Raw genomic sequence first — 11,525 nt, 5'->3', positions numbered from 1 at the left:
ACAACGGCCGGGTGAACCGAAGCCCGAACAACAAGCCACCCCTACGCCGCCTCGCGAGCCCGGCCGCGGTGCTCGCTGCAGTGCTCGGTCTTGCGCTCGCCGCGTGCGGCGGCACCGTGCCTCCGCCGAACGACCAGCTCGCCTCGTCCCAGGCCGCCATCCGCGCGGCCGACGAGATGGGCGCCGGGTCCGACCCGCAGGCCACCCTCCACCTGAAGCTCGCGCGCGAGCAGCTCGAGAAGGCCAAGCAGCAGATGCAGGCCGAGGACAACGAGTCCGCCACGCGCCTCCTCCAGCGCGCCGAGGCCGACGCCGAGCTCGCGCTGGCGCTCGCGAAGGCGCGCTCCACGCAGGCCGAGGCGCAGGAGGCGCTGAAGCAGGTCGAGAAAATGAAGCAGACGGGGGTCAAGTGAAGCGAGAGGTGATGCTGATGGCTTCCCTGGTGAAGAACCCGTCCTGGCCTGGCCGGTCTCTCGCCCTGTGCGCCGCGCTCTACGCGGCGTCGGGGTGCGGCGCGGCGGTCCCGCCGAAGGAGCTCGTCGATGCCCGCGCGAGCTACAGGCGCGCGGCGGAAGGCGCCGCCTCGCGCCTCGCGCCCGCCCAGCTCGACACGGCGAAGCAGGCGCTCTCCCGCGCCGAGGGGGCGTTCGGCGAGGAGCCCGAGGCCCCGCAGACGCGCGATCTCGCGTACATCGCCGACCGCAAGGCCCAGGAGGCGGAGGCGGCGGCGGCAATGCTGCAGGCGCAGCGCGACAAGGCCGCGGCCGAGGACGCCTTCAAGGACCTCTCGCAGCAGCAGCTCGCCAGCGCGAGGGAGGCGCTGCACAGCGGCCAGCAGCAGATCGAGCGCGAGCGGCACGCGCGCGCCCAGGCCGAGACCGCGCAGCAGCAGGCCGAGAGCGCGCGGCTGCAGGCCGAGAGCGCGCGCACCGCGGCCGAGAAGGCCCGCCAGGAGGCCGAGGCGGCGCGGCGGGAGGCCGAGCGCGTCGCGAACGCGGCGCTCGCGAGCCTCAAGGAGATCGCCGCGGTGAAGGAGGAGAAGCGCGGCGTGGTCATCACGCTCTCCGGCGCGGTGCTCTTCGCCTCGGGCAAGTCCGAGCTCCTGCCGATCGCCAAGGAGAAGCTCAGCCAGGTCGCGGCCACGCTGAAGGACCAGGGGTCGCCGCCCATCAGGATCGAGGGGCACACCGACTCGACCGGCTCCGCCCAGGCGAACCGCAAGCTCTCGCTGGAGCGCGCCGACTCCGTGAAGGCCCACCTCATCACGGCGGGGCTGCCCGGGGACAAGATCGCGACCGTCGGCCACGGGCCGGACCGCCCCGTGGCGGAGAACACGAGCACCGAGGGCCGGGCCAACAACCGGCGCGTCGAGATCATCGTCAATCCCACCACCCAGCAGTAGAAGCGCCTGCCCCACGTTGTGTCGGGGGCGCCGGCGGTGATAAGCACGGCGCGTGATCGGACGCTTTTTCCGCCGGATCTGGCAGGAGTATGTCATCGACCTGCGCGATCGGCTCGACGCCGAGGCGGCGCAGCACCGGGCCACCACGCCCGCGGGGGAGGTCACCCGCCGGATGGTGTGCGTGTTCCTCACCGTCATCGGCGTGCTCATCTTCGTCCGGTTCGCGGGCAACGAGAACGACACGCGCTGGATGGTCGATGGCCTGCGCGCCGTGGGCCTCGACGGCGCCGCGGCGAGGCTCCACGACGCGCTGAACACGTCGCCGGATCGCCGCTTTCACCAGCGGATCGTCTGGGCGCTCGGCCGCCTCGTCGGTTATCTGATACCGACCCTCGTCGTCGCGAAGCTCGTGCTGCGGGCGCCGATCCGGAGCTTCGGCCTGCGCGTCCGCGGGACGGCGCGGCACCTGCCCGTCTATGGCTTCCTCTTCGCCGTCATGGCGCCGTTCCTCTTCGCCGCGTCGCTCTCGCCGGCCTTCCAGGCGAAGTATCCCTATTACAAGCTCGCGCCGGGCGAGGGCCCGTGGCCCTGGCTCTGGGCGTGGGAGGCGCTCTATGCCGCGCAATTCGTCGCGCTCGAGTTCTTCTACCGCGGCTTCTTCCTCCACGGGATCCGCCGCGCGCTCGGCTACTCGTCGATCTTCGCCATGATGGTGCCTTACGCGATGATCCATTTCGGCAAGCCGCTGCCCGAGGCGCTCGGCTCGGTGCTCGCCGGGTTCATCCTCGGCACGGTGAGCCTGAAGAGCGACTCCATCTGGGGCGGCTGCGCCATCCACGTCGTGGTCGCGACGTCGATGGACCTGCTCTCCCTGTGGCATCAAGGGCGCCTGTGACGACGCGCGGCCGCCGCCTCGCCGCGTAGCGCAGGCGTCTCGCGGCTGGCTGCGCTGCGTGCTCCTCGCACGAACTTCATTTTCCGCCGGGAAGGACCGCGATATGCCTCCTGGGACGACGATGGGGCGAAGGTCGCGACGCGCGCTTCTTCTCGCGATGAGCGGCGTCCGGGTCAAGGACGAGGAGCTCGCGCGCCTGGGGCTGACGCTGCCGGGCTTCGTCGAGCGCAGCGAGGTCATCGCGTCGCTGCCGAGCCTGGGGCTGCTCACGATCGCGGCGCACACGCCCGAGGGCTGGGAGGTGGAGTACCGCGAGCTCGACGCCATCGCCGACGCGGACGTCGCGCGCATCGTGGACGGCCGGTACGATGTCGTCGCCATCTCGTCGCTCGCGGCGCGCGCGCTCGACGCCTACGCGCTCGCCGACCGGCTGCGCGCCGAGGGCGTCACCGTGGTCCTCGGCGGCCTGCACGCCTCCGCGCTCCCCGACGAGGCGGCGCAGCACGCCGACTCGGTCGTCCAGGGCGAGGGGGAGCTGCTCTGGCCGGCGCTGCTCCACGAGCTCGACGAGGGCCGGCTGCGGCCGCTGTACAGCGCCCGGAGCGGCGCGTGGCCCGCGTTTCCGATCGAGGGCGCGCGGGTGCCGCGTTATGACCTGCTCGACGTCGCCCGGTACAACCGGTTCACGCTCCAGACCGCGCGCGGCTGCCCGCTCGCCTGCACTTTCTGCGCCGCCTCGCGGCTCATCAGCCCCTACAAGCGCAAGCCCATCCCGCTCATCCGCCGCGAGCTCGACGCCATCATCGAGGCGTGGCCGCAGCCGTTCCTCGAGCTCGCCGACGACAACACGTTCGTGCAGAAGCCCTGGGCGCGGGAGCTCGCGCGGCTCTTCGTCGAGCTCAACGCGCGGCGAGCGCGCCCGATCGCGTGGTTCACCGAGACGGACATCTCGGTCGCCGACGATCCGGAGCTCCTCGATCTGCTCGCCGAGTCCAACTGCGCCGAGCTGCTCATCGGCCTCGAGTCGGTCAATCCGACCGCGCTACGGGCCGCGGAGCCGCGGGGGTTCAAGGCCGCGGAGCGGGCCCGCTACGTCGAGTCGGTCGGCCGCATCCAGGAGCGTGGGATCCCGGTGAACGGCTGCTTCGTGCTCGGCTTCGACGAGGACGATGAGGGCGTCTTCGAGCGCACGCTCGCGTTCGCCCGGGAGTGCGATCTCGCCGAGGTGCAGATCACGGTGCTCACGCCGTTCCCGGGCACCGCGCTCCACCGCGCGCTCGAGGCGCAGGGGCGGCTGCTCCGCCCCGTGTTCTGGGACGCGTGCACGCTGTTCGACGTGACCTTCAGGCCAGCGCGCATGAGCGTGGAGGCGCTCGAGCGAGGGTTCCGCTGGCTGATGAGCGAGCTTTACAGTCCAGGGGAGACCGCGCGCCGGCGCAGCCGGTTTCGCCGCGCCACACGCGCCCGCAGGGGACGGCATGCGCGATCCTGATCGACCGTCGTTCGCCCGCGCCGCGGGGCGGCTGCTCACCTTCCGGCTCTCGCCCGACGACCTCGCGCGCCTCGACGGGCGGCACCTCGCGCTCGGCCTGGCCTGCACCTGGCTCGTCGGCGTCGGGCGGTTCTGGGACGATCCGGTCGCCAGCGCCTGGCGCAAGACGGGCCTTGGCTCGGTCGTCTATGCCATCGTCCTGAGCGCGTTTCTCTGGATCGTCGTGGCGCCGCTCCGGCGCCCGGGTGAGCTGCGGCTCTCGTACGCGAAGCTCCTGACCGTCATCACGATGACGGCGCCCCCGGCGGCGCTCTATGCGATCCCGGTCGAGCGCTTCACCTCGATGCCCGTGGCCATCCAGATCAACCTCGGGTTTCTTTCGGTGGTCGCAGGCTGGCGCGTCGCGCTGCTCGTTCACTATCTCCGGCGCGGCGTGGGGTTGCGCTGGCCCGCGGTGATCACCGCGACGCTCCTGCCCCTCGCGCTGATCGTGACAGGACTCACGTATTTCAACCTGGCCACCGGCGTGATCGAGATCATGGGAGGGCTGCGCGATCGCGCCAAGAGCCCGGACGACGGCGTCAACGGCGTGCTCCTGGCGCTCGCGCTGCTCTCGCACCTCGCGGTGAGCCCGCTCCTGGTCGTCTACGCGGTGCTCGTCGTGAAGGCGCGGTGGTGGCGCGGCGGAGCGGGCCGCCGGAATCGCTGACCCGATCCACGAGATAGGGAACGAGCGGGTCCTGCTCTCCCTCCCTGGGGGCGATCAGGCCAGGGTCCTGCCGCCGTTCACGGACAGCTTCTGGCCCGTGATGAACTCGGCGGCGTCGGACGCGAGGAAGGCGACGGCCTCGGCGATGTCGTCCGGCGTGCCCATGCGCCGGAGCGGGTTGCTCGCCCGGTAGGCCTCGATGGCCTCGGCGCTCGCGCCCTCCTGGATGTGGCGCTCGACGACGACCCAGCCGGGGGACACCTGGTTGACGGTGATCCCGTGCGGGCCGAGCTCCATCGCCCACGAGCGCGTGAGGCCGAGCTGCGCGCCCTTCGCCGAGACGTAGCTGGAGAACTCGGGGACGCCCTGCTCGAAGACCTCGGACCCGACGTTGATGATCCGCCCCGACCGGCGCTCCTTCATCCCAGGGACCACCGCCTTCGCGAGGAGGACCGGGCTCTTCACGAAGAACTCGAGCTGGTCGAGGCAGTGCTTCCAGGTCAGGTCCTCCAGCTTGACGAACGGCTGCGGGCCCGTCGCGTTGATCACGAGCACCTCGACGGGGCCGAGGCGGGCCTGCACCTCGCCCACGAGGCGGGCGACCTCCTGCTCGTCGCGCACGTCGGCCCGGAACGCCTCGGCCTCGCCGCCGCCCTGGCGGATGTCCTCGACCACGCGCGCCGCCTGCTCGCCGCTGCCGAAGTAGTTGACCGCCACCCGCGCGCCCGAGGCCGCGAGCTTGCGGGCGATGGCCGCCCCGAGGCCGCGGGAAGCGCCGGTGACCAGGGCGACTCGTTTGGATAGTTGGTGCGCCATTCAGGCTTCTCCGGGAGATGGGTGACCGCGGTTCGCTCGCCGCCGCGAAGGAGATCGGCCGCACAGGCGCGCCTCCAGGGGCCTCCCTGCCGCGCGGCAGAGGGTCGACAGCGGGTCGAGATCGGCCACCCCCAGCTGTAAACGAGCAGGATCCAGCAATACAAGATTTTTCCGCGCTGGAACTTGAACATGGGTCTTTCCAGCAGCACAGTTGAAGTTTTTCAATTCAATCCGCTGCTGGGCCCACCGGGGATGGTACGCTGGGCTACATGAACAAGCGTGCGATCCGGCAAGCCTTGCGGCTCCTGGTGATGCTCGCCATGGGGCCTGTGTTCTGTGCGGCCGTCGGGATCACGGTGATCCACGCGTGGCTGGACGTGCGGCGCAGGCCGCCGGGGCGGCGTCCTTTCGCGCGCGGCGGGGTGCGGCATCGCCGCCTGCGCCTGCGCGAGCAGGCGCCGCTGTGATCGGCGCGGCGCCTGCTCTGCGTGGCGGCGCGGCGGGGTCGCGCCGTGGCGGCGCGGCGGGGTCGCGCCGTGGCGGCGCGGCGGGGTCGCGCCGTGGCGGCGCGGCTCAGCGTACGATGAGGAGCCAGGCCAGCGCCGCGGCGGTCGAGGCGAGCGTCACCGGGACGCCCACCTTGGCGTAAGCGCGGAAGCCGATCTCGCGCTCGGCGCCCACCGTCTCCACCACGATGATGTTGGCCACCGAGCCCAGCAGCGTGAGGTTGCCCGCGAGCGTGGACACCAGCGCCGTCGTGATCCACGCGAGGTGCGGATCGGGCTGGCTGCGGATGTACGAGTCCGCCAGGAGGATGAAGGGGACGTTCGAGACGATCTGGCACCCGACGAGCATCGCGATGCTCAGCCCGAGCAGGCCCATCGTCGGCCCGGCGGGGAGGAAGGGGCTGGCCGCGCGCAGCGCCTGCTCGGGCATGCCGGTCTTCTGGAGCCCCGCCACGACGATGAAGAGGGCCCCGAAGAAGACGAGCACGGTCCACGACACCCGCTCGAACAGGCCGTTCGCGTCGCGCCGGTGGAGCAGGATGACCGCGGTCGCGCCGCCGATCGCCGTCCACGCGAGGTTCGCGCCGAGCACGAACATCACGGACACGACCGCGATGCAGGCGAGCGGCGCCAGGGCGCTCGGCCGGGCGCCTCCCGTCGGCGCGGGCGCGGGCGCGGGCTCGGGCGCTGGCGCGGGCGTCCGCACCGAGATGCGGCGCCGGAGCAGCAGGTGCAGCGTCACGGCCGTGACGGCGAGCCCGATCAGCGCGGCGGGGCCCGCTTCCAGCAGGTACGTGCGGTACGAGATGCCGGAGAGGTGGCCCACGAGCATGTTCTGCGGGTTGCCGGCGAGCGTGAGCGCGCTGCCGGCGTTGGCGCCCATCGCGAGCGCGAGGAGGTACGGCGCCCGCTCGAGCCCCGCGCGCCGGGCGGTCCGGTCGACGAGCGGCGCCAGCATCACGCAGACCGAGTCGTTCAGCAGCACCGCGGAGGCGAGCCCGGAGCCCACCGTGACGAGGTAGAGCAGGCGGACCGGCGACAGGTCCCGCTGCGCGGCCCACGCGGCGGCGCGCTCGAACACCCCCGCGGCGTCGAGCGACGCCGAGAGCAGCATCATGCCGAGCAGGAGGCCGATGGTGTTCGGCTCGATCGCCGCGAACGCCTCGTGCGGATCCAGGCCGGCGCCCGGCTGGAGCGCGCTCAGGAAGACCATGGCGCACGCGCCCGCGAGCGCGCCGGCCGGGCGTCCGATGGGCAGGATCGACAGGCGCCGCGCCGCGATGAGCATGTACGTGAAGGCGAATACGAGCAGGACGGACCACACGGCGCGGATCTAGAGTGGTCGGGGGGGATCCTGTCAAACTGGGAATGCCAAGGCATGGGCAGGCAGCTCTCGACCCCCACCGCGATCCTCCTCGGCAGCGCCATGATCGCCGCCGCGGTCTACCTCGGCCTTCGTCACGGCCCGGCCGGCGTCCCCGCGGACCCGCGCCCTGCCGAGGGAGCGCCCTCGCCGTCTGCCGATACGGCGTCCGCCGCCGGGCCGGCGGCTCGGGCGACTGGCGCGGGCGCACCGGCGCGCCCGGTCCAGGCGCCCGCACCGGCGCGCCCGGTCCAGGCGCCCGCGCCGAGCGTGGCGCGCGACGAGGTCGCGACGCAGGCCGCGCGGGCGCTCGAGGCGCACCGGCCGGCCCTGATCGAGCGCTGCTACAAGCCGGCGATCGCGGCGCAGCCGGCGCCGCGCGGGGTGAAGTACGTCTTCAACCTCACGTTCGACGCGCAGGGCCGGCAGCTCGCCCGCGGCATCATCGAGGACCGCGAGGCGTCGCGCCCCGAGGTCACCGCCTGCCTGGTCGACGCGCTGCCGCCGGTCGCCGTCGCGCCGCCAGGGGCGAACGTGCGGGTCGATGTCCCGTTCTCGCTGCCGTGATCGAGGGGAGGTCCGGGGGCGCGGGCCCGCCGGCGCCGGGGGCGAGCGCGGCGCCCTTGACGCACCTGCCTGAACGCCCGATGCCGGAGCGGTGACGCCCGACCAAGCCTTGAAGGAAGCGACAACCGGCGCCCTCCGCCCGGTCTACCTCGTGCTGGGGGAGGAGCGCTGGCTGGTCGATCGCGTGGTGAGCGCGATCCGGGAAGCGGCGGCCAAGGGGGGCGTCGCCGGCTTCAACGAGGACAAGTTCACCGCGGGCGACGCGCCTGTCGAGTCGATCCTCGGCGCCGCCCGCATGCTGCCGATGATGGGCCCGCGCCGCTTCGTGCTCGTCCGCGGCGTCGATCGCTGGGAGAAGAAGGACGAGGGCGACGACGGCGAGGGGGACGACGACCGCGGCGCGAGCGGCGCCAGCGGCAAGCGGGGCGTGTCGAAGCAGCTCAGCCCGCTCGACGCGCTCGCGGAGTACGCCAAGGCGCCGTCGCCGAGCGCGGTCCTCGTGCTCGTCGCGACGAAGCTCCATGGCCAGCGCCGCCTCGTCACCGCCGCCAAGAAGGGCGATTTCCTTGTCGCGTGCGAGCCCCTGAACCGCCGCGCCTTGCCCGGCTTCATCGCGACCATCGCCCGCGAGAAGGGCAACCCGATCGCGCCCGACGTGGCCGATCAGCTCGCCGAGCTCGCCGGGCCCGAGCTCGGCTACGTGGTCGACGCGCTCGAGCGGCTCTCGCTGTACGTCGGGCCGAAGCAGCCGATCACCGAGGACGCGATCGCCCAGATCGTCATCCGCATCCGGCAGAGCACCGTCTGGGAGCTGATCGACGCGCTCGGGAAGCGGCGCCTCGACCGCGCGCTCGCGGCGCTCGCCGACGCCTACGATCCGCGCGACGGCGGGCTGCGGCTGCTCGGGGCGGTGTCGTGGTCGGTGCGGCAGATGGTGAAGTTCGAGTCGGCGCTCGCCGGGGGCGCGAGCCAGGCCGAGGCCGCCCAGCGCGCGGGCGTGGCCCCCTTCAAGGCGAACGACGTGGCGCAGTCGGTCCGCCAGCTCCCGAAGGGCGCGCTCGCCGGCTGGATGCGCGTGCTCGCGGAGACGGATCTCGCGCTGAAGAGCAGCCGCCGGCCGGCGCAGGCGGTGCTGGAGACGATGCTGATGGAGATGTGCGCGCGCTGAGCGGGAGAGCGCGGGGGGAGGTGCCGCGCGCGCTCATCGAGAGCGTCACCGTGGGTGGCCCCGTGCGCGTCGCCGGCGTCCTTCGCCCCGCCATCGAGCTCTGCGCCGCAGCCGACAGCGCCCCGCCGTGGTCCCGTCCCGGGCCTCAATGGCTTACCCACACATTTTCTGAGGCGGAAAACCGAGCGATTTCAGCAGGTGAGCGTGTCCCGTCGGGCTCGATGGTCACCGCTCTACTGCACGCGCTCCCGAGTGTGAGCGTCGTCCACCTCGTCCCGGAAGGCATCCATGCCGTCCCAGATGTCCTCCACCAGCTCGTCGGTTGTCTTCATTCCGCCGAAGACCTCCGGGCCATAGGGCAGGATCACCGGGCTGTATCCCTCGTCGGTGAGGAGCTTGTTGAGGACGACGTAGATGTTGAGCCTGCCGTTGGCATCGCGGAAGAAATGCCCGACGTGTAAGGCCCGGACGGTCCTGGCGATGGCGGCCAGCGCCGCGCCGTGTGTCTTCGCTGCATCGATCTCCTTGTTGTACCTGTCCAGGATGGCTTCCACGCGCTTCTTGGCCTCGCCCGGGCGGTAAGCGGCGCTCATCTCGCCCGTGGCATTGACCAGGAGCACGCCAATCCTATTCTGGTTTTCCTGGCTCAGCCCCCCTATGACGTCGTCAGGGGTGTAGATGAGCCTCTCCTTCCTCATCTCCTCGATGGCCGCCTTGACGTCCGCTGCCTTGATGCCATAGGCCTTGGTAACTTCGTCGGGCCAGCTGTCCCAGTCATATGACCCGAACGAGGTCTGCCTGCCGTCTTCGTACTCACTCCATTGCTTTCCGCCCTCGTTGATGGTCACGCCATCCGTGACCTTCTCATGCAGGAATCGATAATATTCAGCGTCCAGCCTGTGTTTGAAGTGAGGCCCGTTGCTGAGCAGCACATTATCGAACACTTCCATGATGGCGCGGCTGTACCCGGGCGACTTGTCGTTGTCGTAAAACGCCTCCGGCTTTTTCGTCTTCTGGGCCGCGCCGTGATGCTTGCTGTCGATGAAGAGCTTCCACCAGCGGTCCTTGGGCAGATCGTCGAGGGTCGGCCGTGGCCGCCTGTTGTAGGCCGTGACCTGCGCCTGACCGGGTGTCATCGGCGGAGGCGGGGGCTGCGCCGCGGAGGTACTGGAGGTCGAGGGAGTGGGGGCGGCGGTCAGGGTCGTCGCGGGGGGGGCCTGCTTGGTGAGGGGGATATTCGTCTTGGTCGCGGCGCGGCCGCGATCGGATTTCATCTTGCTGGCACCGGTCTGGGTGGCACCGCTGACGGTCGTGTTCTTCTTTGTCTGATGATTGTTCCCGGGGTGTTTCTTGCGCAGCATCGGCGTTGTTCCGGATCCTTCGGTAGCGAAGAGCAACCTACCACGGTGCGAAAGCGCTCCGTCCGGTGCCTCACCCCCGTCCAGCGTCCCCACGTGGCAGCTCCACCACGACCTTCGTCCCCCGCCGAGGCGGCCCGCCACCCCTCATAGCCCGGCCTCTCCTCCCTCGTCACGGCCCCCATCTCCGCCGCGAGCAGCAGGAGCGCCGGCGCCAGCGCCGCCCAGCGCAGCGAGCGGCTCCCCCCGCCGGGGATCGAAGCCTTCACTCCTCGACGCTGCGCCGCACGGCGAAGGCGAGGCCGCAGCCCTCGATCTGCTCGCGATGGAGCACGCCCACCGGCGAGAGCCCTTGCTGGTCGACCCGCCGGCCCACGCGCAAGAGGACCTTCTTCGCCGCGAGATCCACGAGCGAGACGCGCGCCGAGCTCGCGGACGTCGTGCTCTCGGCCGGGCTCTCGGCCACGACGATCAGCACCTCCGCGCCGGCCGCCTTCTTCGCCAGCTCGATCGGGGAGTGATCCAGCTCCTTGCGGTGCCTCTTCACCGCCGCGACGTCGCGGGCCGCGCGCACCGAGCCCTCGAACACGGGGCCGAGCACCGCGAGGCCGAGCCGCGCCTCGGCGAGCCGGCGGACGTTCGCTGTCTCCTCGTCGACCTTGGTCCCGCCGAAATATACGCCTCGCACCTTCGCGAGCAGATCGCGCTCCTCGGACGTGGGCGGAGGCGTGAGGAGGCACAGGAGGAACGCATCCTTGTCGGATCCGCGCGCGGCGTCGTCGATCTTGCGAGCGTCGCGCAGCTCGGCGCGAGGAGCGCGCACGTACACCGCGGGCCGGCGGAGCAGGCCGTCGAGGGCCCCTGGAGCGCGGAGCGAAGGGTCGACGACATCGGCGGGGTCCCCGTCGCTCGCGGCCTCGCCGATCCAGCGATCCGTCGCCTCGACGAAGCCCCCGTGGCCCGCCGGGAACTCCGCCCGGCGCTCGTCGAGCACGGCCAGCAGGGCGCGCCGTTCGGCCTCGGTGGCGCGGCGATCCTGGACGTACATCGCGATCGCGAGGAGCACGACGGCCGCCGCCGTCAGCAGCGTGAGCAGCCGCGCGCGCCCGAGCCGCTTGTCGCTCGCGAACGTCCCCTTGATCCCGGCTCGAGCCGCGTGATGGCGCGCCCGCGTCCGGTGGCTGGCGGCCCGCTCCACGCGCGCGCGGAGGGCGGGGTTCATCCGCTCCGTCGTGAGGAACGTCGCCAT

The 11,525-nt window shown here is 71.8% G+C and carries 12 protein-coding genes; 8 read left to right on the top strand and 4 right to left on the bottom strand.

Annotated features, from left to right (window positions below; translation table 11 throughout):
- The first annotated feature begins 11 nt into the window (after positions 1-11).
- The 5 genes from WME97_RS28845 to WME97_RS28825 all read left to right on the top strand — a co-directional run bounded on the left by WME97_RS28845 (position 12) and on the right by WME97_RS28825 (position 4,498).
- Positions 12-413 (top strand): DUF4398 domain-containing protein, encoded by a 402-nt coding sequence (locus WME97_RS28845; RefSeq protein WP_437542085.1) that lies wholly within the window; start codon positions 12-14, stop codon positions 411-413.
- 17 nt (positions 414-430) lie between these two features.
- On the top strand, positions 431-1,402 hold the full coding sequence (locus WME97_RS28840) for an OmpA family protein (RefSeq protein WP_437542083.1): 972 nt from the start codon (positions 431-433) through the stop codon (positions 1,400-1,402).
- 52 nt (positions 1,403-1,454) lie between these two features.
- Positions 1,455-2,297, top strand: a complete 843-nt coding sequence (locus WME97_RS28835; protein WP_437542081.1) for a CPBP family glutamic-type intramembrane protease — start codon at positions 1,455-1,457, stop codon at positions 2,295-2,297.
- A 157-nt stretch (positions 2,298-2,454) separates the two neighbouring features.
- Positions 2,455-3,789: a B12-binding domain-containing radical SAM protein gene (locus WME97_RS28830; protein ID WP_437542079.1), complete on the top strand. Its 1,335-nt coding sequence runs from the start codon at positions 2,455-2,457 to the stop codon at positions 3,787-3,789.
- Complete coding sequence (locus tag WME97_RS28825) at positions 3,776-4,498, top strand: hypothetical protein (protein ID WP_437542077.1); 723 nt, start codon at positions 3,776-3,778, stop codon at positions 4,496-4,498. The genes WME97_RS28830 and WME97_RS28825 overlap by 14 nt, the downstream gene beginning before the upstream one ends.
- Positions 4,499-4,552: 54 nt before the next feature.
- On the opposite strand, the gene WME97_RS28820 is transcribed toward WME97_RS28825, so the two are convergent.
- Positions 4,553-5,314, bottom strand: coding sequence for an SDR family oxidoreductase (locus WME97_RS28820; protein WP_437542075.1), 762 nt, complete (start codon positions 5,312-5,314; stop codon positions 4,553-4,555).
- Positions 5,315-5,583: 269 nt separating this feature from the next.
- Between WME97_RS28820 and WME97_RS28815 the strand changes: the two genes are divergently transcribed.
- Positions 5,584-5,781 carry a hypothetical protein gene (locus WME97_RS28815; protein ID WP_437542073.1) on the top strand — a complete coding sequence of 66 codons (198 nt, stop codon included), beginning with the start codon at positions 5,584-5,586 and terminating at the stop codon, positions 5,779-5,781.
- A 106-nt stretch (positions 5,782-5,887) separates the two neighbouring features.
- On the opposite strand, the gene WME97_RS28810 is transcribed toward WME97_RS28815, so the two are convergent.
- Positions 5,888-7,144 carry an SLC13 family permease gene (locus WME97_RS28810; protein ID WP_437542071.1) on the bottom strand — a complete coding sequence of 419 codons (1,257 nt, stop codon included), beginning with the start codon at positions 7,142-7,144 and terminating at the stop codon, positions 5,888-5,890.
- Between the two features lie 54 nt (positions 7,145-7,198).
- Between WME97_RS28810 and WME97_RS28805 the strand changes: the two genes are divergently transcribed.
- Positions 7,199-7,750, top strand: a complete 552-nt coding sequence (locus tag WME97_RS28805) for a hypothetical protein (RefSeq protein ID WP_437542069.1) — start codon at positions 7,199-7,201, stop codon at positions 7,748-7,750.
- Between the two features lie 109 nt (positions 7,751-7,859).
- Positions 7,860-8,918, top strand: a complete 1,059-nt coding sequence (gene holA / locus WME97_RS28800; RefSeq protein ID WP_437542067.1) for a DNA polymerase III subunit delta — start codon at positions 7,860-7,862, stop codon at positions 8,916-8,918.
- A gap of 233 nt (positions 8,919-9,151) precedes the next feature.
- Here the strand turns inward: holA and WME97_RS28795 are convergent, their stop codons facing one another.
- Entirely contained in the window at positions 9,152-10,279 is a 1,128-nt protein-coding gene (locus WME97_RS28795; protein WP_437542065.1) for a hypothetical protein, read from the bottom strand.
- A 262-nt stretch (positions 10,280-10,541) separates the two neighbouring features.
- Complete coding sequence (locus WME97_RS28790; protein ID WP_437542063.1) at positions 10,542-11,525, bottom strand: hypothetical protein; 984 nt, start codon at positions 11,523-11,525, stop codon at positions 10,542-10,544.

The organism is Sorangium sp. So ce367 (genome assembly GCF_051520455.1).
Classification (GTDB): Bacteria; Myxococcota_A; Polyangia; order Polyangiales; family Polyangiaceae; genus Sorangium; species Sorangium cellulosum_B.
Note: the sequence above shows the minus strand (reverse complement) of the source record. Positions and strands in the feature narration are given on the sequence as shown.

Excerpts from the sequence above, each read along its gene's own strand:
- WME97_RS28840 (WP_437542083.1), top strand. The coding sequence starts at position 431 with ATGGCTTCCCTGGTGAAGAACCCGTCCTGGCCTGGCCGGTCTCTCGCC.
- WME97_RS28830 (WP_437542079.1), top strand. The coding sequence starts at position 2,455 with ATGAGCGGCGTCCGGGTCAAGGACGAGGAGCTCGCGCGCCTGGGGCTG.
- WME97_RS28825 (WP_437542077.1), top strand. The coding sequence starts at position 3,776 with ATGCGCGATCCTGATCGACCGTCGTTCGCCCGCGCCGCGGGGCGGCTG.
- WME97_RS28820 (WP_437542075.1), bottom strand. The coding sequence starts at position 5,314 with ATGGCGCACCAACTATCCAAACGAGTCGCCCTGGTCACCGGCGCTTCC.
- WME97_RS28815 (WP_437542073.1), top strand. The coding sequence starts at position 5,584 with ATGAACAAGCGTGCGATCCGGCAAGCCTTGCGGCTCCTGGTGATGCTC.
- WME97_RS28805 (WP_437542069.1), top strand. The coding sequence starts at position 7,199 with ATGGGCAGGCAGCTCTCGACCCCCACCGCGATCCTCCTCGGCAGCGCC.
- WME97_RS28795 (WP_437542065.1), bottom strand. The coding sequence starts at position 10,279 with ATGCTGCGCAAGAAACACCCCGGGAACAATCATCAGACAAAGAAGAAC.
- WME97_RS28790 (WP_437542063.1), bottom strand. The coding sequence starts at position 11,525 with ATGGCGACGTTCCTCACGACGGAGCGGATGAACCCCGCCCTCCGCGCG.